17 protein-coding genes are annotated in these 23,048 nt (G+C 68.1%); 6 read left to right on the top strand and 11 right to left on the bottom strand.

The window, feature by feature from the left end:
* Positions 1 to 125 precede the first annotated feature (125 nt).
* From ACTCB7_RS13375 to ACTCB7_RS13355, 5 genes are all read left to right on the top strand, one after another.
* Positions 126 to 2,066: a glycosyltransferase gene (locus tag ACTCB7_RS13375; RefSeq protein WP_463007036.1), complete on the top strand. Its 1,941-nt coding sequence runs from the start codon at positions 126 to 128 to the stop codon at positions 2,064 to 2,066.
* 36 nt (positions 2,067 to 2,102) lie between these two features.
* A complete protein-coding gene (locus tag ACTCB7_RS13370; protein ID WP_463007035.1) occupies positions 2,103 to 3,680 on the top strand; it encodes a PilZ domain-containing protein in 1,578 nt (525 codons plus the stop codon).
* 61 nt (positions 3,681 to 3,741) lie between these two features.
* Positions 3,742 to 4,635 carry a polysaccharide lyase gene (locus tag ACTCB7_RS13365; RefSeq protein ID WP_205596177.1) on the top strand — a complete coding sequence of 298 codons (894 nt, stop codon included), beginning with the start codon at positions 3,742 to 3,744 and terminating at the stop codon, positions 4,633 to 4,635.
* A 43-nt stretch (positions 4,636 to 4,678) separates the two neighbouring features.
* Complete coding sequence (locus tag ACTCB7_RS13360) at positions 4,679 to 5,929, top strand: alginate lyase family protein (RefSeq protein ID WP_463007034.1); 1,251 nt, start codon at positions 4,679 to 4,681, stop codon at positions 5,927 to 5,929.
* A 45-nt stretch (positions 5,930 to 5,974) separates the two neighbouring features.
* Positions 5,975 to 8,758: a tetratricopeptide repeat protein gene (locus tag ACTCB7_RS13355; RefSeq protein WP_463007033.1), complete on the top strand. Its 2,784-nt coding sequence runs from the start codon at positions 5,975 to 5,977 to the stop codon at positions 8,756 to 8,758.
* A 127-nt stretch (positions 8,759 to 8,885) separates the two neighbouring features.
* Here the strand turns inward: ACTCB7_RS13355 and ACTCB7_RS13350 are convergent, their stop codons facing one another.
* The 11 genes from ACTCB7_RS13350 to ACTCB7_RS13300 all read right to left on the bottom strand — a co-directional run bounded on the left by ACTCB7_RS13350 (position 8,886) and on the right by ACTCB7_RS13300 (position 21,800).
* Positions 8,886 to 10,181 (bottom strand): adenylosuccinate synthase, encoded by a 1,296-nt coding sequence (locus ACTCB7_RS13350; protein WP_163647512.1) that lies wholly within the window; start codon positions 10,179 to 10,181, stop codon positions 8,886 to 8,888.
* A 64-nt stretch (positions 10,182 to 10,245) separates the two neighbouring features.
* Complete coding sequence (locus ACTCB7_RS13345; RefSeq protein WP_463007032.1) at positions 10,246 to 11,445, bottom strand: ATP phosphoribosyltransferase regulatory subunit; 1,200 nt, start codon at positions 11,443 to 11,445, stop codon at positions 10,246 to 10,248.
* A 105-nt stretch (positions 11,446 to 11,550) separates the two neighbouring features.
* Positions 11,551 to 12,450, bottom strand: coding sequence for a protease modulator HflC (gene hflC, locus ACTCB7_RS13340; protein WP_463007031.1), 900 nt, complete (start codon positions 12,448 to 12,450; stop codon positions 11,551 to 11,553).
* Positions 12,450 to 13,667 (bottom strand): FtsH protease activity modulator HflK, encoded by a 1,218-nt coding sequence (hflK, locus tag ACTCB7_RS13335; RefSeq protein ID WP_463007030.1) that lies wholly within the window; start codon positions 13,665 to 13,667, stop codon positions 12,450 to 12,452. Before hflK ends, hflC begins: the two co-directional genes overlap by 1 nt.
* Before the next feature lie 71 nt (positions 13,668 to 13,738).
* Positions 13,739 to 15,067 carry a ribosome rescue GTPase HflX gene (gene hflX / locus ACTCB7_RS13330; protein ID WP_463007029.1) on the bottom strand — a complete coding sequence of 443 codons (1,329 nt, stop codon included), beginning with the start codon at positions 15,065 to 15,067 and terminating at the stop codon, positions 13,739 to 13,741.
* Positions 15,068 to 15,081: 14 nt separating this feature from the next.
* The gene (gene hfq / locus ACTCB7_RS13325; RefSeq protein WP_129141100.1) at positions 15,082 to 15,327 is read right to left on the bottom strand and encodes an RNA chaperone Hfq; all 246 of its coding nucleotides are present in this window, start codon (positions 15,325 to 15,327) and stop codon (positions 15,082 to 15,084) included.
* A 109-nt stretch (positions 15,328 to 15,436) separates the two neighbouring features.
* Positions 15,437 to 16,390: a tRNA (adenosine(37)-N6)-dimethylallyltransferase MiaA gene (gene miaA, locus ACTCB7_RS13320; RefSeq protein ID WP_463007028.1), complete on the bottom strand. Its 954-nt coding sequence runs from the start codon at positions 16,388 to 16,390 to the stop codon at positions 15,437 to 15,439.
* Between the two features lie 5 nt (positions 16,391 to 16,395).
* A complete protein-coding gene (mutL, locus tag ACTCB7_RS13315) occupies positions 16,396 to 18,345 on the bottom strand; it encodes a DNA mismatch repair endonuclease MutL (RefSeq protein WP_463007043.1) in 1,950 nt (649 codons plus the stop codon).
* Positions 18,346 to 18,353: 8 nt separating this feature from the next.
* The gene (locus tag ACTCB7_RS13310) at positions 18,354 to 19,823 is read right to left on the bottom strand and encodes an N-acetylmuramoyl-L-alanine amidase (protein WP_205596178.1); all 1,470 of its coding nucleotides are present in this window, start codon (positions 19,821 to 19,823) and stop codon (positions 18,354 to 18,356) included.
* A complete protein-coding gene (gene tsaE / locus ACTCB7_RS13305) occupies positions 19,820 to 20,299 on the bottom strand; it encodes a tRNA (adenosine(37)-N6)-threonylcarbamoyltransferase complex ATPase subunit type 1 TsaE (protein WP_163647519.1) in 480 nt (159 codons plus the stop codon). The genes ACTCB7_RS13310 and tsaE overlap by 4 nt, the downstream gene beginning before the upstream one ends.
* 13 nt (positions 20,300 to 20,312) lie before the next feature.
* The gene (locus tag ACTCB7_RS13300; protein ID WP_463007027.1) at positions 20,313 to 21,800 is read right to left on the bottom strand and encodes an NAD(P)H-hydrate dehydratase; all 1,488 of its coding nucleotides are present in this window, start codon (positions 21,798 to 21,800) and stop codon (positions 20,313 to 20,315) included.
* 95 nt (positions 21,801 to 21,895) lie between these two features.
* Between ACTCB7_RS13300 and queG the strand changes: the two genes are divergently transcribed.
* Positions 21,896 to 23,008 (top strand): tRNA epoxyqueuosine(34) reductase QueG, encoded by a 1,113-nt coding sequence (gene queG, locus ACTCB7_RS13295; RefSeq protein ID WP_463007026.1) that lies wholly within the window; start codon positions 21,896 to 21,898, stop codon positions 23,006 to 23,008.
* Positions 23,009 to 23,048: the final 40 nt, after the last annotated feature.

Here is a 23,048-nt window from a genome sequence, read left to right as displayed (position 1 = left end):
CAATTCCGCGCAAACGACCACATGTTGTCACGGCGCCGCTGCGGCGGCGCCCCATCAGACAACGGGGCCACGCGAGACCATCAGGTATCACGCGTCGCGCCACCGTTCGATGAGGAAGGTTCGTCATGTCGCTGAACGAGCTTACCGGCGGCTCACGTGCCAGCCGGATCACGGAGTTGACGACGCTGCTGTTCCTGCTGTCGCTGATCGTCGTCCTCGTCTTCGAGCTGCCGCCGGAAGTCTTCTCGCCCGGCTCCAAGAGCTTCATTCTCGCCATCGGCGTCATCGGCGCCTGGCGTTATTCCTGGTGGTTTACCATCGCGATTCGCTCCGTGTGGTACAACCGCCGCGTGTTTCCCCGGCTGCGCCGGCAGGCCGATGCCGCCGACGCCCGCGAAAAACCCGATGCCCTGTATGTGCTGTGTACCTCGTTTCGCATCGAGCCCGAGGTCAGCTTCGCCGTCTATGACGCACTGATCCGCGACGCCGCCGACTACGGCGTGCCCACGACCATCTTCGCGGCGATCTCCGATCGCAGCGACGTCGACGTGATCGATCATGTCATGGCGGAAAACGGCTGGCCCGCCAATGTCGAGGTCAGCTACATGTTCCAGAAGGGCGACGGCAAGCGCTCGGCGATGGCCGAAGTGCTGCGCGCCATCTCGCGGCGCATGCCCAGCCATCGCTCGCTGCTAGTGTCGATGGACGGCGATATCCGCATCGAGCCCGGCACGCTGGCCCGCTCGCTGTCGTTCTTCTTCGTCAAGGACGACCTAGGCGCGCTGACCACCAACAACAGCGCCATCGTCAACGGCGGCGACGTCACCAAGGAGTGGTACGACCTGCGCTATGCCCAGCGCCACCTAGTGATGAGCTCGGGGTCGGTTTCCGAGCGCCTGCTGGTGCTGACCGGTCGCTACAGCGCCTTCCGTGCCGAGCTGGCCACGGACCCCGGCTTCATCGAGCTGGTCGAGAACGACCATATCGAGCACTGGCGCTTCGGCAACTTCAAGTTCCTGTCCGGCGACGACAAGTCGACCTGGTTCTGGCTGCTCAAGAACGGCTGGAAGATGCTCTACATCCCGGACGTCTATGTATCCGGGTTCGAGGAGCTGCCCGACAAGGACCGCTTCTTCGCCTCGAGCCTCGACCTGATGAAGCGCTGGTACGGCAACATGCTGCGTACCAGCGGCCGCGCCATCGCGCTGGGGCCCAGGAAGATGGGGCTGTTCACCTGGTGGAGCCTGGTCGACCAGCGGCTATCGATGTGGACCACGCTGATCGGCCCCTCGGTGGCGATCATGCTGACGCTGTTCGTGCGCCCCTCGTTCATCTTCGCATACCTGCTGTGGATCCTCTTCACGCGCAGCGTCACCGCCACCGTGCTGGCCCTCCAGCACGGCCGATTCAGCCTGCTGTGGATCCCCATGCTGTACTACAACCAGGTGGGTGGTGGCCTGCTGAAGACCTATGTCAGCTTCCGCTTCAATCGCCAGTCCTGGTCGCGCCAGGGGATCTCGGCAGGCGAGCCTGACGACCCGCGTGCCGCCAAGCGCCAGCGCCGCATGGGGCATTTCATGCACGCCGTGTATGTCGGCTCGATGATCCTCGTCCTGGCGCTGACGGTCGGCGTGATAGCCCCGCCGGACCGCGTGGCCTTTGCCGTGCTCGAGGATCAGAGCGCCATGCTGACCGATGACGGCCCGGCCCCCGACCGCGATGACGGCTACTGGCTCGCGCTGGCGCTGGCCGACGCGCCGGAAGGCAGCACCGTGCAACTGCCGGCGGGCAACATGCGGGTCGGCAAGCGCTTTACCGAGAAGCTCTTCGAGGTCGGCGACGTGCGCGCCCGGACCTTCCGCGGCCACGGTGGCGAACGGCCCACCACCTGGTATGTCAACACCAGCCTGGCAAGCCGCCTTCACGATGCCCAGGGGCATACCCTGAGCGAGACCCGGACACTGACCTGCCGCAGCGACAACCCCTGCCGCCTGGACACCGCCTCCGGCACGGTCACCCTCGACGATATGGACGTCCGTCGCGCCTCTACCGAGCGCCGCCAGTAACCGGACATGGATCTACAGGACAAGGAGGATCCCCGAATGAGCCACGACGACAATCACGACCCGGGCCGGACCGAACCGACCCTCGCCGGTCGCCCGCGCGACGAGCGACGCGACGATGCGTCGCGTCCCGCCACCGGCGACCAGATCCATCACGAGCGCCGTGACGAGCGCCGCCACGTCCGCGTCGACGTCCCCTTTGAGGTACGCTTCGCCGACGGCGCCACCCTGGTCGGCCATGACCTCTCCATGGGCGGCTTCTCGGTGTACAGCGACACCCCGATGCAGGCCGATCAGGTGATCTCGGTCTCGCTGCTGCTCTCGGCCGGGACCGCCGAACTGATCGTGCCCGTCGATGCCAAGGTGCTGCGCGATCATGGCGAGCGCGGTGGCCAACAGCACGAGGTGGCCTTCGAGATCACCCGCATCGAACGCCGTCACCGGGAACTGCTGCGCCGGATTATTCGCGCCTACCTGAGCGGCAACCACGCCACCGTGGAAGGCCTGGTCGGCAGCGAGGATCCGCAGACGCCGCGCAAGCGCCGGACCGCCAAGGCCCCCCAGACGGAGAGCAAGACTCGCCGCCCCTGGGGCCGCTACGCTGCGCTGGGGCTGGCCGCTGTCACCCTGCTGGCGGTGATCGCCGCCACCGCCTATCGCAATTTCATGCTCATCGAGCCCGACTTCGCCGCGGTGACGGCCCCGCGCATCGACATCCGTGCCCCCGGCTCGGGCATTCTCGCCGAGCACGGCTTCCATGCCGGCGATCGTGTCGAGCGCGACCAGGAGTTGGTCCGCGTCAAGAACAGCGAGCTCAAGACCGACCTGATCCTGGCCAAGGCCTCGCTGAACTACAACAGCCAGCTGATCAAGAACCTCAAGGAGCGCATCGAGGCGCCCGGCACCAAGGAGGTCTATATCCCGTCCGGCGACAGTGGCGCCAGCGGCACGCCGACCAACTTCGAGAGCGTGCCGCCGGAAGTCGCGCGGGTACGCATGAAGCAGTTCGAGACCGCCAACGACTACCAGCGTTCGCGTATCGACGCCCTCGAGGCACGCGCGTCGGAGAACACCATCTACAGCCCCTGCAACTGTCTCGTCGCCTGGGCGCGCAGCAGCGCCGGCGAGACCTTCATCAACCAGAGCGAACGCATCATGACCCTCATCCAGACCGGTGAGAACGACGTCATGGTGGAAGCCCTGGTGCACATGGACGATATCGATCGCATCGAGCCGCACCAGCGCGCCTACATCGCCCTGCCCAACGCCTCCGAGCCGATCGCCGCCCAGGTACGCAGCGTCTCGCTGGACGTCGAGCGTCAGCCGCGCGCCGGCTTCCCGAAGTGGGTGCGCCAGCAGCAGAACGTCGCCAGCGTGCTGTTGGTGCCGGAGTCGCCGCTGCCGGCCAGCGCCGTGGGGGTGCCCGTGGACGTGCGCTTCAGCGAGGCCCCGGTGATCGACACCACGGCGGAATGGATCTGGCAGGGGGGCCGCGCAGTCTACCAGGAGTTCGCGGACCTGTTCGCCGCGGTGACCGGCTCGGGCGACGACGCCGAGGCCGACAAGCCGGCCAGCAGCGTCGCCAACGGCCAGCCCGTCAAGCAGACATCGAGCTGAATCGAGCCATTGCCAACGTCCGGGCCGCCGCCACGGCGCGCCCGGGCCAGGAGAGCCTCTAATGCTGGAACGTCACAGCAGCAAGACCGCATTCCACTATCGGCAACGCATCGGCCTGAGCCTGGCGCTCGGCCTTTCCCTGAGCGTCTTCGCGGCCCAGGCCGTGGCCGGCAAGCCCGACCTGCCGATCCCCCAGCTGTCGCCCTGCTCCGAGCGCTACACCGAGGTCGCCGACCCGGCGCCGCCGCAGCTGGCCGATAGCAAGGAAGCCATCCGCCAGGCTTTCGGTACCCATGACGACTGGGCCACCGACAAGAACGTGACCATCCTCTCCCCCGCCCAGACCGGCATCGGCGAAACCGGCATGCGCGTCGCCTATCCCGCGGGCACCTCCTCGCCGGGCGACAAGGCGGAGGGGGGCGCCGGCTTCTATGCCACCATTCCCGCACTGCATGGCGCCGATCGGGCCTGCCTGAGCTACCAGGTTCGCTTCCCCGAGGGCTTCGATTTCGTCAAGGGCGGCAAACTGCCCGGCCTCTACGGCGGCAACGCGCCCAGCGGCGGCGATGCCGTCACCGGTGACGGCTACTCCATGCGCTTCATGTGGCGTCGCGACGGGAAGGGCGAGCTTTACGAATACATCGTCAACAAGAAGAAACACTACGGCAAGTCCGTGGGACGCGGTCTCTGGCACTTCCCCACCGGGAAGTGGGTCACCATCGAGCAGGAGATCGTGCTCAACGATCCGCAGCGTCGCAACGGCATCGCCCGCGTCTGGGTCGACGGCCGGCCGATTCTCGAGCAGCGCGGCATCGTCTACCGCAAGTTGCCGACGGTCTACGCCGACGGCCTGATGTTCTCGACCTTCTTCGGCGGTCACGGCAAGAGCTGGCGCACTCCCCGGGACCAGCACGTCGACTTCGCCGACTTCCGCTTCTACGCCGACCGGCCGTGACCGGCCGGCACCTGACCGCCCCATTCCACGCGAACGAGTCGCCATGACCACTATCACCGCAACCCTCTCCGGCTGCTTCGGGCGGCGCCGCCTCATCGGCCAGGCGCTCGCCGCCCTGCTGATCGCCGTCCTGGCCCTGCCGGCCATGGGCATGTCGATCAAGGAGCGCAACCAGCTCGACCTGTCGAAGTACACGGTCAACGACCCCAACGCCTCCTATTTCGACGTCCCGGCGCGCATGAAGCTGCTGCAGCAGACCGAGAACCCCATGCTGCTGACCCAGGTGGAGGAGCTTTCCACCGGGCCCAGCTGCCAGCAGTTGCTGGCCATTCCCCCGCTGGACACCGAGATCCGTATCCCCGGCTTCTACCCCAGCCCCAAGGCCTGGCGGAAGATTTCGGGACCGCTGTTCCAGTTCGAGAAGGCCGTGGCCAAGCTGGCCGGGGCTTACGTCACCAGCGGCGACGTCTACTATGGCCGGTGTCTGATCCGCTTTCTCGACAAATGGGCGCAGCACGACGCCCTGCTGAACTTCTACTATGAGTCATCCCAGCCCCAGGCCTGGTTCTCGACCGAGTCGATGATCTTCTCGGCGGCCGAGGCCTACTCTGTGGTACGCCCGGCAGTGGACGGCATGGACGAGGAAAAGCAGCGGGTCAACCAGTGGCTCAGGGACCTGGCCTACAAGCACAAGGCGATCCCCGGTCAGCCCAACAACAGCTGCTGCAACAACCACTTCTATCGACGTGCCTTGTACGCCTCGATGGTCGGCGTGCTGACCGACGACGACGAGCTGTTCCGTTTCGGTGTCAGCGCCATCTACTCGGCCTTGCATGACCTGACCAAGAAAGGTGCCCTGCCACTGGAAATGAAGCGTGGTCGGCGCGCCAGTCACTATCAGAACTATGCCCTGCTCTACCTGATCCCCAACCTGCAGATCGTCTCGCGGCAGGGTTATGACGTCTTCAACCTCGAGGTCGATGGCCACACCATCAAGGATGCCGTGAACTTCGCCATCGATATCCTCGAAGACCCCGACAAGCTCGGCGATCTGGCGCCTCACGAGCAGTACAAGGGCTTCCTCAAGGATGACCAGTACCTGGCCTGGATGGAGATCTACCTCAGCCACTTCGACGAGCCGCGCCTGGAGCAGTTTCTGCGCACCATGCGCCCGATCGAGAATCGCGGCGCCGGCGGCTACGTGACCCTGTACTTCATGGATCCCGCCGCCCAGCAGCAAGCGTTCACCGCTGCCCAGAAGCGTCGGGCCCGCACCTTCCAGAATCAGAAATGATGCCCGTACGGACTCGTGGCGCCCATCATCACGGAGGAACCTGACATGCTTGGACATTCGCTTCGCCGAGGCCACCGAACCGCCTCCTGGCAGCGCCTGCTGATCGCCTCGCCGCTGCTGCTTGCGGCGGCCGGCTGTGCCACGCACGAGGTGCAACGCGATGCCGCCGTGCCGCCGGTGCCCGCCGCCTACGTCGACTGGTTCGACGGCGGTCGCCCCGTCGACATGGGCGGCATGGATTGGGGGCGCATGGATTTCGCTCGCCAGGCCGCCGAACAGGGCCAGTACGAGAAAGCCATCGCCAGCTTCAAGGCCCTGGGGCGCGAAGGCATGCTGCCCGCCTACTATGACCTGGGCAAGCTCTACGACAAGGGCCAGGGCGTACCCCGGGACCCAAGGCTGGCCGCCGAGTATTATGGAAAGGCCCTGCACCGGCCCAACTCGTCGCTGGGCAACGCCTCCGTGAAACTGGGCGACCTGTACCTAGAGGGCGACGGCGTCGAACGCAACCCCACCCTGGCCTTCTACCTGTACCGCCAGGCCATCGAGGCCGGCGAGGCCGATCAGGCCGCCGCCAAGCTTGCCGGCATGCTGGCCCGGGGCGAAGGCATCAAGCGCAATCCCCAGCGCGCCATCGCGCTCTATCAGAAGGCCGTGGAGGCCGGTGACGCCGGCGCCCTGCGCGAGCTGGCCGACGCCTACCGCCCCGGCGGCTGGTATCAGGCCGACCCGGCCAAGGCCAAGGACTACGCTCAACGTTATGCCGAACATGCCACCACCCTGGCACGCCAGGGCGACGTTGGCGCGATGACCGACCTGGCCAGCCTGTATGCACGGGACGGCCTGCTCGGCTACCAGCCGGAGGAGCAGCGCCGCTGGCTGATGAAGGCCGCCGACTCGGGCGACCCGGATGCCCTGGGCAAGGTCGGCCAGGCCCTGCTCGAGCAGGGCGAGACCCAGCGTGGCCTGGCCATGCTCGAGAAGGCCGCCAAGGCCGGCGATGTCGAATCCATGTACCACCTGGGCTCGGCGCTGCTCGACGGCAAGGGGGTCACGCTGCGCCCCAAGGAGGCCGAATCCTGGCTGGCCAAGGCCGCCGATCAGGGCTCGACCAATGCCGCCGTCGCCCTGGGGCGCGCCTACATCGCCGGTGACGCGCTGCCCCCGGCGCGTCGCCAGGGCATCCAGCTGCTGCAGGGTGCCGCACAAAAGGGCGACCCGCTGGCCCTGGCCGTGCTGGGGGACCTGTATCTGAACGGCAAGGAGGACTTCCCGGCACAGCCCGCCAAGGCGATCGACTACCTGCAGCGTGGCCAGCAGGCCGGCAGCAGCTACGCCACCGCGCAGCTCGGCGAAGCTTATCTCAAGGGCACCGGGGTGGCACCGGACGCCCGGAAGGCGGAAACCTTGCTGAAGCAGGCCGCCCGGCAGGGGCAGGACTATGCTGCCCGCCTGCTCGGCGAAGCCTATCTGGAAGGCAAGACCCTGCCCGCCGATCCCGACGCTGCCGAGCGGTGGCTGCGCAAGGCCGTCGAGGCCGGCGATACCACTGCCATGACCGCACTCGGCAAGGCCTATCTCGACGGTCCACTGGCGGATCGCGGGCAGAGCGAAAAGGCGGTCTCCCTGCTGACCCGGGCCGCCAGCCAGGGCGACGACTACGCCATGGTGGTGCTGGGGCGTGCCTACCGCGACGGCACCGGTGTGCCCCGCGACTTCCGCCAGGCCAAGCGCTGGCTGGAAAAGGCCCGCGATGCCGGTCATGACTCCGCGGAGCTGGCGCTGGCCCGGCTCTACCGCAAGCATGGCAAGGGTGCCGGCAACATCGATGCCATCATCCACGCCGCCCGGCTCGGCGATCCCGCGGCCATGGCCGATCTCGGGCGCGCCTATCTCGATGGCAGCAACGGCGTGCCCATGGATGCCCAGAAGGCCTACCGCTGGCTGACCAAGGCCAGCCGGGCCGGCCACGGCGGTGCCGCCGCCAGCCTGGGCCGCGCCTACATCGACGGCTCGCCCTTCCCGAAAAATACCGACAAGGGGCTCAAGTACCTGAAGATCGCCGTCGCCCGCGGCCACACCGGCGCCATGGCCGACCTCGGCACCATGCTGCTCAAGGGCGAGAATGTCAGCGCCGACCCGCAGCGGGGCGTCCAGTTGCTCCAGCGGGCCATCCGCGGCGGCAACCTGGGCGCCATGCAGACCCTGGGGCAGGCCTACCTGCAGGGCAACGGCGTGTCGCGTCAGCCGCAGAAAGGCATCGCGCTGCTCAAGCGCTCGGCGCGCCAGGGCAACGCCTATGCCGCTCAGGTGCTCGGCGAGGCCTACCTCAACGGCACCGGCGTCACCAAGGACCCGGCCGAGGCCAAGCAGTGGCTGACCCGCGCCGCCAATGCGGGCAGCCTCTCCTCACTGGCCAACCTGGGACGCGCGCTGCTCTACGGGCGTGACGGCATCACCCAGGATGAACAGAAAGGCATCAAGCTGCTGACCCGGGCCGCGGATCAAGGCCACGCCGGCGCCCAGGCCGCCCTGGGACGCGCCTACCTGCGCGGCGAAGGCGTCGAGAAGGATGCCGCCAAGGGCGCGGAATACCTGTTCCGCGCGGCACGCCAGGGCCACCCCACGGCGCGCCTGGCCCTGGCCAAGGCCTATCTCTGGCAGCAGGGGCTGGAAGACGCCAACCAGGATCAGGCGCTGCTGTGGCTCGACCAGACTCTGGAGAGCCGTGGCGAGGCCGCCCTGCGTACCATGCGCGACCTGCTGCAGAACGACCAGGCCGCCCAGGCCGCCGCCAGCAAGGTGGCCGGCGACACGGCGTCGCCCTGACGGCACGGGCGCCCCGCCTCGGCGGCGGTGCCCTCCGCCGCGCGGCATGCGCAAACGCAAGGACCCCGCCATCATGGCGGGGTCCTTTTCGTTCACTGCGGACTGGCCTGGCCAGCCCACGGCGGCGTCAGTCGGAGAACGGGTTGCGCAGCACGATGGTCTCGTTGCGATCCGGGCCGGTGGAGATGATGTCGATCGGCGTGCCGGTCTGCTCCTCGAGGAAGCTGATGTAGGCACGTGCATTGGCGGGCAGGTCCTCGACGCGCTTGATGCCCAGCGTCGACTCGCTCCAGCCCGGCAGGTCCTGGTAGATCGGCTCGACTGCCTCGTAGCCCTCGGAATCCACCGGGGTGTCGAGCTTCTCGCCGTCCTTGCTGCGATAGCCCACGCAGACGCGGATGTTCTCGAGGCCGTCGAGCACGTCCAGCTTGGTCAGGCAGATACCGGAGACCGAGTTGACCTGCACGGCGTGGCGCAGGGCCACGGCATCGAACCAGCCGCAGCGGCGCGGACGGCCGGTGGTGGCGCCGAACTCGTGGCCCTTCTCGGCCAGATGGCGGCCGAACTCATCGAACAGCTCAGTGGGAAACGGTCCGGAACCCACGCGGGTGGTGTAGGCCTTGGTGATCCCCAGCACGTAGTCCAGATACAGCGGACCGACGCCGGAGCCGGTGGCGGTGCCGCCGGCGGTGGTGTTGGAGCTGGTGACGTACGGATAGGTGCCGTGGTCGATATCCAGCAGCGAGCCCTGGGCGCCCTCGAAGAGAATGTTGTCGCCGGCCTTGCGGATCTCGTGGACCAGGCTCACCGTGTCGCAGACCATCGGCCGCAGTTCCTCGGCCATGGTCATGGCTTCGTCGAGCACCTGCTGGAAGTCCACGGGCGCTTCGCCGTGGTAGTGCTGCAGCACGAAGTTGTGGTAGTCCAGCACCTCGCCGAGCTTGGAGGCGAAACGCTCGCGGTGCAGCAGGTCGCCCAGGCGCAGGCCGCGACGCGCCACCTTGTCCTCGTAGGCCGGACCGATGCCGCGGCCGGTGGTACCGATCTTGGCCACGCCGCGCGCCTTCTCGCGCGCCTGATCGAGGCGCACGTGGTATGACAGGATCAGCGGGCAGGCCGGCGACAGGCGCAGGCGCTCGCGAACCGGCACGCCCTTGGCTTCCAGTTCCCGAATCTCGCTGATCAGCGCCTCCGGAGACAGCACCACCCCGTTGCCGATCACGCAGGTCTTGTCGTCACGCAGGATCCCCGAGGGGATCAGGTGCAGGACGGTCTTCTCGCCGTCGATGACCAAGGTGTGGCCAGCGTTGTGACCGCCCTGGAAACGCACCACCGCGGACGCCGACTCGGTGAGCAGATCGACGACCTTGCCCTTGCCCTCGTCACCCCATTGGGTACCTAGTACGACTACGTTCTTGCCCATTACTCTCGTCTCTTGATCGAAGAATCCGCTGACCGTGGCGTGGCGATGCCCTGCCCGGCCATCGTCACGCCAGGGGCGATACCTGCCAGTCGTCGCCCATGCGCACCAGCTGGCGGTTGCAGCGATGCTCGGCCGGCCCCGTCGACTGCCCCGGCAGGGCCCGCACCACGCGCTCGCCGTCGGCCCGCAGACGCGTCACCACGGCATCGAGCCGGCTGCGCGCCACGGCGTCGTCGATGGCCACCGCCGGCGCCCAGATGCCGTCCACGGCGGGCTCGCTCTCGACCAGCGTGGCCAGCAGCTTGAGGTCCATCGAGAAACCGGTGGCCGGGCGCGCGCGACCGAAGGCCTGGCCGGTATCGTCGTAACGCCCGCCCTTGGCCAGCGCCTGGCCGTAGCCGGGCACGTAGGCGGCGAACATCATGCCGGTGTGGTACTGGTAGCCGCGCAGGTCCGCCAGGTCCAGGTACAGGGTGACATCCGGGTGCGCATCGGCAACCCCCCGGCACAGCGCCTCGAGCTGGTCGAGGGCATCGCTGACCGCCGCCGGCGCTTCGGTGAAGACACGCCGAGCCTCGTCGAGCATCTCGACGTCACCATGCAGCTGCGGCAGTGCGCGCAGCATGCGGGCGATCGCACCGTCGTGGATCTGGGCGGCGACCAGTGCCTCGGTTTCCGCGGGCGACTTGCGCTCGATCGCCTCGAACAGGGCCGCCTCGGCCTCGCGCGACAGGTCCGCCGCCTGCACCAGGGCACGATAGATGCCGATATGCCCCAGCGCCAGATGCACCTCGTCGGCGCCTGCCGTCGCCAGGCTGTCCAGCCCCAGGCGCAGGATCTCCAGATCGGCCTCGAGCCCGGCGTGGCCGAACAGCTCGACGCCGACCTGAACCGGGCTGCGCCCGCCCTGATGCGGGTCCGCCTTGGCCCGCAGCACATGGCTGCAGTAACACAGCCGGGCGGGACCGCGTCGCTTCAGGGAATGGGCGTCCATGCGTGCCACCTGGGGCGTGACATCGGCGCTGGCGCCCATCATGCGGCCGGTGAGTTGATCGGTGAGCTTGAAGGTCTGCAGATCCAGGTCGGTGCCCGTGCCGGTCAGCAGCGAGTCGAGGAACTCGACCGGGGGCGGCACCACCAGGTCATACCCCCAGCGGTGATAGAGGTCGAGCAGCGCCCGGCGCAACTCCTCCATGCGACTCGCCTGCGGCGGGAGCACTTCGTCCATGCCGTCAGGTAGCAGCCAGCGATCTGCGATGGTCATTTGCCTGTCCTGCCAGAGATGAATGGCCACAAAAAAACCGGGCCACGCCCGGTTGAAGGATTCTACCATGTTTGCCCCCCGGGTGTACCCCGGGGGGCCGCGGCCTCAGGGACCGTCGGTCTGCCCTGCCCCGGACGGGGTCGGGCTGTTCAGGTAACGGAAGAAGTCGCTGTCCGGCTCGAGCACCAGCAGGTCCTGCTTGCCGTTGAAGCTGTCCTTGTAGGCGTTGAGGCTGCGATAGAAGCGGAAGAACTCGGCGTCCTGCTGATAGGCCTCGGCATAGATCGACGCCGCCTCGGCATCACCCTGGCCCCGCAGTGTCTCGGCCTTGGACTGCGCCTCGGCGAGCAGCACCTGACGGCGACGCTCGGCATTGGCGCGGATCTTCTCGGCCTGTTCCTGGCCCTGGGCCCGGTACTCGCGCGCTTCGCGATGGCGTTCGGTACGCATCCGCTCGTAGACCGCCTGGGTCACCTCGTCGGGCAAATCGATGCGCTTGATACGGATGTCGAGGATCGCCACCCCGAGCTCCTTGCGCATGATCTGGTCGAGCTCGTGGGTGGGCTCCGACATCAGCTGGTCGCGCTTCTCGGCAATGATCTCCTGAAGCTCGAGCTTGCCGAACTGGTTGCGCAGCGCCTCATCGACCCGCGGCGAGATCAGCCGCTCGGCACTCTGTTCATTGCCGGAAGTCGCCTCGTAGTAGCGGGCCGGATCGACGATCTTCCACTTGACGTAGGAATCGACGATCACCGCCTTCTTTTCCAGCGTCAGGTAGCGGCTGGTGTCGGTGTCCAGCGTCAGCACCCGAGCATCGAAGGTACGCACCGTGTTGGTGACCGGCACCTTGAAGTGCAGCCCCGGCTGGATGTTGTCCTCGACGATCTCGCCAAAGCGCAGCTTGATGGCCCGCTGGGTCTCGTCGACGATGTAGAGGCTGTTGCTGCCCACCCAGGCGAGTACGGCGACGCCGGCGACGATGAGCAGGGAACGGTTATTGATCATCAGCGGCCCTCCCTGCGGATACCCTGCGACTGCGTGGTGCTGGTGCGGTTCGAACGGCTGCCGGTATCGTCATTGCGCATCTGCTCGAGCAGCGACGGCGAGACATCGACCTTGGCATCCGAGGATGCCGCCTTGTCGCCATTCAGCCCCAGCTTGTCCAGCGGCAGCACCATCAGCGGGCTGCCCTTGTCGATGTCCAACAGCACCTTGCTGGTCTTCGACAGCACCTCGGACATGGTGTCCAGATACATGCGGTCGCGCATGACCTGCGGTGCCTGGCGGTATTCGCCGAGCAGCGAGTTGAAGCGGTTGGTCTGACCCTGCGACTTGGCCACCACCGATTCGCGATACCCCTGGGCCTGCTCGATCATGCGCTGAGCCTGACCCTGGGCCTCGGGGATGATGGCGTTGGCGTAGCCGATGGCGTCGTTGATCATGCGCTGACGGTCCTCGCGCGCCTTGATCACATCGTCGAAGGCATCCTGCACAGCATCCGGCGCCGAGGTGGACTCGACGTTGATCGCCTGGATGCGCACACCGATGCCGTAGTTGTTGAGGTACGACTGCAGCCGGCTGGAGACGGTGTCCGCCAGCAGCTCGCGACCCGAGGTCAGGATGTCGTCCATCTCGGTGCCGCCGACCACATGGCGCAGCGCCGAGTCCAGTGCATTCTCGATGGACAGCTCCGGCGTACGCACATTGAGCAGATAGTCACGCGGGTTGGCGACCTGATACTGCGCGGAGATCTCGACCTGCACGATGTTCTCGTCCTTGGTGAGCATCGATTTAGTCTGGGAGATCGAGCGGACCCGGGTCACGTTGACCATGCGCACGTCGTCGACGATCGGCGCGTTCCAGTGCAGGCCGGGATTGACCACATCCTGAAACTTGCCGAAGCGCAGCACCACGCCGCGTTCGGACTGGTCGACCAGATAGAAGCCGGAGGCTGCCCAGATCGCCAGCGCGACCACCGCCAGCAGGCCCGGCAGGGCGAAGGTGCTGCGCTTGCCGCCGCCACCTCCGCCACTGCCGCTGCCGCCGCGCTTGCCGCGTCCACCGAGCATGCGGTTGAGCTTGTCCTGAAATTTCTTCAGGGCCTCGTCGAGGTCGGGCGGCCCCTGGTTGTTGCCGCCATTGCCGCCGCCGCCCCCGCGTCGGCCGCCACCGCTCCAGGGGTCATGCTGATTGCCGCCCCCACCTGGCTCGTTCCAAGCCATACGTCGTCTCCACTAAGCAAGGTTGCGATAGGCATCGATGATCGGTGGCCGGAGCCGGCCACCGTATCGAATCAGTCCCGGATCCCGTCGGCCCAGGCCGGCGGCGCGAGCTCCTCCGGTGGCAGGTAATCCTCGGCGTTCTCGCCCTGGCGGGCGAGCAGCTGCAGGAACTCACGCCGGGGCAGGCGAATCGACAGCAGGGTGTGTCCCTGCTCGTCGAAGCGCTCATCCCGGACCGCGTCCAGTGCGTGCAGCCCCGCCCGTAGCCTACCCTGTTCAGGCGCCAGCGTCAGGTCCAGCTCGAGCAGATCCTCGGCCAGGCGTTCGGACAGCGCCTGGGCGAACAATTCGAGCCCCCGGCCGTCGCGGGCGGAGAGCCACACCTCCTCGGGCACACCATGGCCATCGCGCTCGATGCGTGGCGCGCTGTCGAAGAGGTCGACCTTGTTCATGACACGCAGGCAGGGCACCGTGTCGGCGCCGATCTCGGCGAGCACCTTGTTGACCTCGGCCACGTTCTGCTCCCGGTCGGGGTCGGCGCAGTCGATGACGTGCACCAGCAGCGTCGCCTCCGCCGCCTCCTGCAGGGTGGCCTGGAAGGCTTCGACCAGCTTGTGCGGCAGATGGCGGATGAAACCGACGGTATCGGCCATCACCACCGGGCCCACGTCGGGAATCTCCAGCCGGCGCAGCGTCGGGTCGAGGGTCGCGAACAGCTGGTCGGCCGCGTAGACCTCGGAGGCGGTCAGGGCGTTGAACAGCGTCGACTTGCCGGCGTTGGTGTAGCCCACCAGCGAGATGCTGGGGATTTCGGCGCGCGCGCGGGCACGGCGATTCTGCTCGCGCTGGCTGCGCACCTTGTCCAGGCGCTTGTGAATCGCCTTGATGCGACCGCGCAGCAGGCGGCGGTCGGTCTCGAGCTGGGTCTCGCCCGGCCCGCGCAGGCCGATGCCGCCCTTCTGGCGCTCGAGGTGGGTCCAGCCGCGCACCAGGCGGGTGGACATGTATTCCAGCTGGGCCAGTTCGACCTGCAGCTTGCCCTCGTGGGTACGCGCCCGCTGGGCGAAGATATCCAGAATCAGCCCGGTGCGGTCGAGCACGCGACATTTCAGGGCGCGCTCGAGGTTGCGCTCCTGGGACGGACTCAGGCCATGATTGAAGATCACCAGCTCGGCGTGATGGATCGCGAGCAACTCGCGCAGCTCCTCCACCTTGCCGCTGCCGATGAAGGTACGTGGATCGGGACGCCGCCGGCTCCCCTGCATGAGGGTCGCCGGCTCGGCCCCGGCGGAACGCACAAGCTCCAGGAACTCGCCCGGGTCTTCGCGCTCCTGTTCGTCCTGGAAGTCGATATGGACGAGTACCGCCGTTTCACCGGCGTCGGGACGTTCGAAAAACAATCAATGCCTCGCGATCAGCTTTCCTGGGCCGCGTTGGGATCCTGGGCCGGCAAGCGCACGTTGCGCGACGGCACCACGGTGGAGATGGCATGCTTGTAGACCATCTGGCTGACCGTGTTGCGCAGCAGGATGACGAACTGGTCGAAGGACTCGATCTGACCCTGCAGCTTGATGCCGTTGACCAGGAAGATGGACACCGGAATGCGCTCCTTGCGCAGGATGTTCAGGTACGGGTCCTGGAGGGACTGCCCTTTGGACATTTTGCTCTCCCTAACTGTCTCTCGTTAATGTCATTTTAATGGTTGGCCTTGCATGGCCCGCCCTCACGCCGGGCACGCCGCCAGCGTCAGAACAAGGCTCCATACTACGCTAAGTGCTGCACCGGCGCACGATTTTCAAGGTCTCGCCGAGCGGGTCGGCGGACAGGGCATCGACCCAGTGCAACCCCGCCCAGGAACGCAGCCAGGTCAGCTGTCGCTTGGCCAGCTGACGGGTGGCCACGACCCCGCGGTGATGCAGCTCCTCGGCGCTCAGGCGGCCGTCGAGATGCATCCATGCCTGACGATAGCCGACACTCTTGATCGCCGGAAGATCGGCATGCAGGTCACTGCGACATTTCAGCGCACGTACCTCGTCGAGGAACCCGGCCTCGAGCATCGCCTCGAAGCGTACGGCGATGCGGCGATGCAGCACCGCCCGCTCGGCCGGCGCCAGGCCGATGGGAATGACGCGCCAGGGCAATGGCTCGGCCTGCTGCTCACGCCACAGCACGCTCATCGGCCGCCCGCTCAGGCGCTGGACCTCGAGGGCGCGCAGCAGACGCTGCGGGTCGTTGGGGTGGATGCGCGCCGCCGACTCGGCATCGACACGCGCCAGCTCGGCGTGCAGCGCCCCGAGTCCGTCGCGCGCCGCCCATTCCTCCAGTTCGGCACGCACCGCCGGATCGGCGGCGGGCAGCTCACCCACCCCACCGAGCAGGCTGCGGAAATAGAGCATGGTGCCGCCGACCAGCAGCGGCAACCGGCCGGCGGCCAGGATCTCGTCGATGGCGCGACGGGCGTCGTCGCGGAATTCGGCGGCCGAATAGGGCTCGGCCGGGTCACGGATATCGATCAGCCGGTGCGGAGCGCGAGCCAGCTCCTCGGCCGAGGGCTTGGCGGTACCGATGTTCATGCCGCGATAGACCATCGCCGAGTCGACGCTGATCAGTTCGGCATCGAGCCGTTCGCGCAGCGCCATCGCCATGTCAGTCTTGCCGGAGGCGGTAGGCCCCATCAGCAGCAGGATCGTCGGACGAGGCTCTCCCGGGTGTTGCTCATGCATGCGTGTCATTGTCCCCGCAAGAACAGTTTGTCCAGATCGTGCATCGACATCTCGGTCCAGGTCGGCCGGCCGTGGTTGCACTGGCCGCTGCGCTCGGTGCGCTCCATGTCACGCAGCAGAGCGTTCATCTCGGGAATGGTCAGCCGGCGATTGGCGCGCACGCTGCCATGGCAGGCCATGGTCGCCAGCAGTTCATTGATGTGGGCCTCGAGCCGGTCGGAGCGGCCGTAGCGTTCCAGGTCGCCGAGCATGTCGCGGACCAGCGGCTCGACATCGGCCTGGGCCAGCAGGGCCGGCACCTGGCGCACCAGCAGCGTTTCGGGCCCGGCCACGTCGAGTTCCACGCCCAGCCGCCGGAAGGCATCGTGGCACTGCTCGGCGGTTTCCACCGCATTAGCGCTCACCGCCAGCGATACCGGCACCAGCAGCGGCTGGGCGTCCAGGGCACCGCCGTGCACCTGGGTCTTCATGCGCTCATAGGTGATCCGCTCATGGGCGGCGTGCATGTCCACCACCACCAGCCCGCGGGTGGTCTGCGAGAGGATATAGACCCCGTGCAGCTGGGCGACGGCATAGCCCAGCGGCGGCGTCCCGGTGGGGTCGTCCTCGGGCAGTGCCTGCCGGGCATCCGCGGCCTGCCGCCGCTCGTCGAGCGCCACACCGGCCGCCGCCCCGCCCACTTCCGCCTCGGCTTGGGGAGTCAGCAACTGCGTCTCGTGATCGGGATGCAGCGCCCGATAACCGGCCATGAACTCGCGCACCCGATCGGCCCCGGGGCGCGATTCCCGGGCATGCTCGCCAACGCCCCGCAGCGCCATGGGCTGCTGGCGCCAGGCCGGTGACACGGACGGCTGCTCGGCGGCCTCGGCCGCCGGATCCGGCGCGCCGGCTGCCGTCGATGACGGCTCGCCACCCGCCTCGTCCTGTGCCTCGGGACGCACCTCGCCCAGCGCCCGGTGCAGGCTCGAGAACAGGAAATCGTGAACCAGGCGGCCGTCGCGGAAGCGCACTTCATGCTTGGTCGGGTGGACATTGACGTCGACCACCGCGGGATCGAGCTCCAGATAGAGCACGAACACCGGGTGGCGACCATGAAAGAGCACGTCCCGATAGGCCTGGCGTATGGCATGGGCCACCAGCCGGTCGCGCACCACCCGACCGTTGACGAAGAAATACTGCTGATCGGCCTGGGCCCGCGAATGGGTGGGCAGGCCGACCCAGCCCCACAGCCGCATCCCCGAAGCCTCGATATCCAGGTGCAGGGCGTTGTCGAGAAACTTGCCGCCCAGCAGCGCCGACACCCGCCGCTCGCCGGCCTCGCCGCCAGCGGCGGGTCGCAGCTGATGCACGGTCTTCTGGTTGTGGCGCAGCACCCAGCCGATATCGTAGCGCGACAGCGCCAGGCGCCGGAACGCTTCCTCGAGATGGCCGAACTCGGTCTTCTCGGTACGCAGGAACTTGCGCCGTGCGGGGGTGTTGAAGAACAGGTCGCGGACCGTCACCGAGGTACCCCGGGGATGGGGCGCCGGCGACACTCGCGGCTCCATCTGCCGCCCTTCGGCGACTACACGCCAGCCGCCGCGCGGATCGTCGGTGGCATTGGACACCAGCTCGAGACGCGCCACCGAACTGATCGAGGCCAGCGCCTCGCCGCGAAAGCCGAGGCTGGCCACCCCCTCGAGCTCCTCGAGGGAGAGGATCTTGCTGGTGGCATGCCGCGACAGCGCCAGCGGCAGGTCATCCTCGGTAATGCCGCCGCCATCGTCGCGCACCTTGATCAGCCGCGCGCCGCCGGCCTCGAGCTCGATCTCGATGCGCCGGCTGCCGGCGTCGATGGCGTTCTCGACCAGCTCCTTGAGCACCGAGGCGGGCCGCTCGACCACCTCGCCGGCGGCGATCTGGTTGGCCAGACGCGGGTCGAGAACCCGTATGCGTCGCGGCGTTTCGACAGTCATCACGCTCATCACCCCCGGGGAATCCGCAGTACCTGCCCCACCCGGATCGCGTCGCCCTTCAGCGAGTTGGCCTCGCGCAGGGCGCTGAGCGACACCTGGTGGCGCGAGGCGATCTCGGAGAGGGTATCGCCGGGCTGAATGCGATACTCGTTGGCCTGTCGGCCACGCTGCTGATCACGCTGCCAGGCCAGCAGGCTGTTGGGCGGCGGATTCTGGTGGAAGTGCGCGTCGAGCCCGGCGAAGATCGCCTGCGCCAGCTTGCGCTGATAGGCGCTGCTGGTCAGCCGCCGCGCCTCGTTCGGATTGGAGATGAAGCCGGTCTCCACCAGCAGCGAGGGAATGTCCGGCGACTTGAGCACCACGAAGCCGGCCTGCTCGACCCGCGACTTGTGCAGGTCGTTGATGCGGTCGAGCCGGTCGAGCACCTGGCTGCCGGCAGCCAGCGAGTCGTTGAGCGTGGCGGTCATCGTCAGGTCCAGCAGCACCCCGCGCAGCACGCGATCCTTGTCGGCCAGGTTGAGGTTGCCGTCGACCCCGCCAATCAGGTCGGAACGGTTCTCGCTGGCGGCCAGCCACTTGGCGGTCTCGGAGGTCGCGCCGCTTTGCGATAGGGCGAAGACCGAGCTGCCGTGGGGGCGCGGGCTCTTGAAGGCATCGGCGTGAATCGAGACGAAGAAATCCGCCTTCTGGTCGCGGGCCAGCAGGGTGCGCTGGCGCAGCCCCACGTAATAGTCGCCGTCACGAATCAGTACCGCCTTGAAGCCCGGCGCGGCATCGATGATCTGCTTGAGCCGACGGGCGATGGCCAGCGTGACGGTCTTCTCGCGCACGCCCCCTGAACCGATGGCCCCCGGGTCCTCGCCGCCGTGACCGGCATCCACGGCGATGATGATATCGCGCTTGGGATGCGGCTTGGCCTTCTCCCGGGCGCCGACCGTGGCCGGTTCGGCCTTGCCGCCCGCCTTCGCCTGGGTCTTGGCCAGCCCGGCGGAGATTTCCTGGTCACGGATCATCGCCTCGATGGGGTCGATCGGATCCTTGACCGCGCTCTCGCCGGGATACTCGAGATCCACCACCAGACGGTGGCCGTACTGCTCGTTGGGCGGCAGGGTGAAGTGACGCTGCTCGACCCGACGATTGAGATCCAGCACGACCCGCAGGTCCTTGCCATGGCGTACGCCGGTACGGATGTCGTCGATGGCGCTGTCGCTGACGTCGGGCGTGCCCGCCCCCGAGGCCAGCCGGGTGTCATCCAGATCGACGACCAGTCGCCGCGGGTTGTCGAGCGAGAAGATGTTGGCGTCGGGCGCCGCACTGAGGTCGAACACCAGACGCACGTGGTCGGGCGCCGCCCACAAACGCAGGTTGTCGAGCGTGTTGGCCTCGGCGGGCATGGCACCCAGCACCACGGCGCCGACGAGCAGCGTCATGGCCAGACGAGACAGGCGGGCACGGAATGTGGCGACACGCTCCCTCATGGCGATTGCCGGCCCTCGACCTCGTCATCCCCAAGCCGGGCAAGCACCGCTCGCCCACGCTCGGTACCCGCCTGCAACCGGGCACTGCGCCCCGTCGCGGCCACCCGCAGGGTGACGATGAGATCCGCCGCGGGCAGGAAACCCTCGCCACGGCTCGGCCACTCGACCACGCTCACCCCCTCGTCGTCGAGCAGCTCGCGCCCGCCGATGAACTCCAGCTCCTCGGGATCGCCCAGGCGATAGAGGTCGAAGTGATTCACCCGGGCCGTGGGCAGGGTGTAGGGCTCCACCAGGGTATAGGTGGGGCTCTTGACCGCTCCCTGATGACCGTAGGCCCGCAGGATACCGCGCGTCAGGGTGGTCTTGCCGGCGCCCAGCTCGCCCTCCAGGTAGAGGCGCCCCCGGCCGGCCAGGGCCCGCCCCAGGGCCTCGCCGAAGGCTACCTGGGCGGCTTCGTCGGGCAGTGAGATATCCATCGTCGTCACGGGATCAGCCATTCGCCAAGATTCGCGCATAGGATGCCAGATCACCCGCCAGCAGGCCACGCTCACCCCGCTCGGCCACCGCCCGGTCGGCGGCGCGGGCATGCAGCACCACGCCGACCCGCCCTGCTACCTCCAGCGTCAGTCCCTGGGCGACCAGCGCCCCCAGCAACCCCGAGAGCACATCGCCCATGCCGCCGCTGGCCATGCCGGGGTTGCCGAAAGGGCAGAGCCCGACCCCCTCCGGGCCGGCCACCAGGCTGCCGGCGCCCTTGAGGATCACCGTGCCGCCGCGCTCGGCCTGCAGGCGCTTCACCGCCGCCAGCCGGTCGATCTGGATTTCACGCCCCGAGCAGCCCAGCAGTCGCCCGGCCTCGCCCGGGTGCGGCGTGAGCAGCCAGTCGTCGCGGCGCGTGCCGGGCCAGCACGTCACCAGCAGATTGAGGGCGTCGGCATCCACCACCAGTGGCTTGCCGGCCTCCAGCGCCGCCTGCAGCAACCCCTGGCCCCAGGCGCCCTGCCCCAGCCCGGGACCGACGACGATCACATCCGCGCCGTCGAGCAGCGGGCGGGCATCGCTGACGCCACGCACGCCCCGGGCCATCACCTCCGGGGTGCGGGTGAGACTGGCCGCAACATGCTCGGGCGCGGTGGCCAGGCTGACCTTGCCGGCCCCCAGCCGGGCCGCGGTCTGGCTGGCCAGCAGCGCGGCGCCCCCGAAGCCCGGCGCCCCGCCGACCACCAGCACATGGCCGAAGTCGCCCTTGTGGCTGCTCCGTGCTCGCGGCGGCAACGCCTCGCCGACGATCTCCGCCCCCAGACACTCGGCGGCCGGCACCAGGTCCTCATGCGCCTCGGCTATAACGCCCAGGTCGCGGAAGGCCAGCTCGCCGACCTGGTCCGCGGCCTGGCCGGTGTGCAGACCCAGCTTGTCGGCAATGAAGGTGACCGTGAGGTCGGCCCGCACCGCGCAGCCCAGCACCCGACCGGAATCCGCCGCCAGCCCGGAAGGGATATCGATCGCCAGGATCGGCCGGCCGCTGGCATTGAGTGTCGCGATCACCGCATCGAAGGGCTCGCGTACCGTGCCGCCGAGGCCGGTGCCGAGCAGGGCATCGACGACCACCTCGCCGCTCAGGGTGACATCGGGCGACCAGGCCAGCGCCTCCACGCCAGCCAGCCGGGCCAGCTCGTGAGCGCGGGCCGCATCGCCATCGAGGTTCGCCGGATCGCGCACCGCCAGCAGCTGCACCGTCAACCCCTCGGCCGCGGCCAGCGCGGCCAGCACATAGCCATCGCCGCCGTTGTTGCCGCCGCCGCAGACCACGCTCAGTCGCCGGGCCTCGGGCCAGCGCGCGCGCAATTCGGCATAGGCCGCCCGGGCCGCGCGGCGCATCAGGGTAAATCCAGGCAGGGCGCTGGCGGTGTCCGCAGCAATGGTACGACGGTCGATCTCGCGCACCTGTTCGGCAAGGTAGAGGGGGTGGTTGGACATCGTCGTCTCCTGAACATGACCGTTGGCTGGCGAATAGTGTAGGCTGCGCCTGCCGGCGATTTCAGCCTCCCACGCCAGTCGAACGACAGGACTCCATGAGCGCCAGCCAATCCTCTTCCGTCCGCGAGCCGATCGACCTGGACACGCTCGCCGAGCGCATCAAGCAATGGGGCCGTGAACTGGGCTTCCAGCAGATCGGCATCACCGATACCGACCTGGAAAGCCACGAGCACCACCTCGAGCGCTGGCTGGCCGCCGGCCATCACGGCGAGATGGACTACATGGCCCGGCACGGCACCAAGCGCACCCGCCCGGCCGAACTGGTGCCCGGCACGCTGCGGGTGATCAGCGCGCGCATGGACTACCTGCCGCCCGAGGTCGAGACCACCCAGGTACTCGGCCGGCCCGAGAAGGCCTACGTCTCGCGCTACGCCCTGGGCCGCGACTACCACAAGCTGATCCGCAAGCGCCTGGCCGAGCTGGCCAAGCGCATCGAGGCGGAGGTCGGCGCCTTTGGCTACCGCGCCTTCGTCGACTCGGCGCCAGTGATGGAGCGCGCCCTGGCCCAGAAGGCCGGGCTGGGCTGGTTCGGCAAGAACGCCATGCTGCTCAACCCCCGGGCCGGCTCACTGTTTTTCCTCGGCGAGCTCTACACCGACCTGCCGCTGCCGGTGGATGCGCCCTTCGAGGGCGAGCACTGCGGCAGCTGCAGCGCCTGTCGCACGGCCTGCCCCACCGGGGCGATCGTCGACGACAAGGTGGTCGACTCGCGGCGCTGCATCTCGTACCTGACCATCGAGTTGCACGGCAGCATCCCCGAGCGTTACCGCGAGGCGATCGGCAATCGCGTCTACGGCTGCGACGACTGCCAGCTGGTCTGCCCCTTCACCCGCTTCACCCGGGTCAGCCGCGAGGGCGACTTCGCCCCCCGCCACGACCTGGACCGCGCCGACCTGCTGACCCTGTTCGCCTGGAGCGAGGCGGAGTTCCTCGACAGGACCGCGGGCAGCGCGATTCGCCGCATCGGCTATGAACGCTGGCTGCGCAACCTCGCCGTGGGGCTGGGCAACGCGCCCTGGAGCCGCGCCGTCGAGGCCGCGCTGCGCGCCCGGCTCGCCTACCCCTCGGATCTGGTTCGCGAGCATGTGCGCTGGGCCCTCGCGCGCCAGCGCGACAAGCGGCAGGCACGGATCGCCAGCGACGCGTAAGCCGTAAGCCGTAAGCCGTAAGCCGCAAGCCGTAAGCCGC

The organism is Modicisalibacter sp., assembly GCF_055145905.1.
The sequence above is the reverse complement of the archived record's forward strand: the minus strand, read 5'-3'. Positions and strand labels throughout refer to the sequence as shown.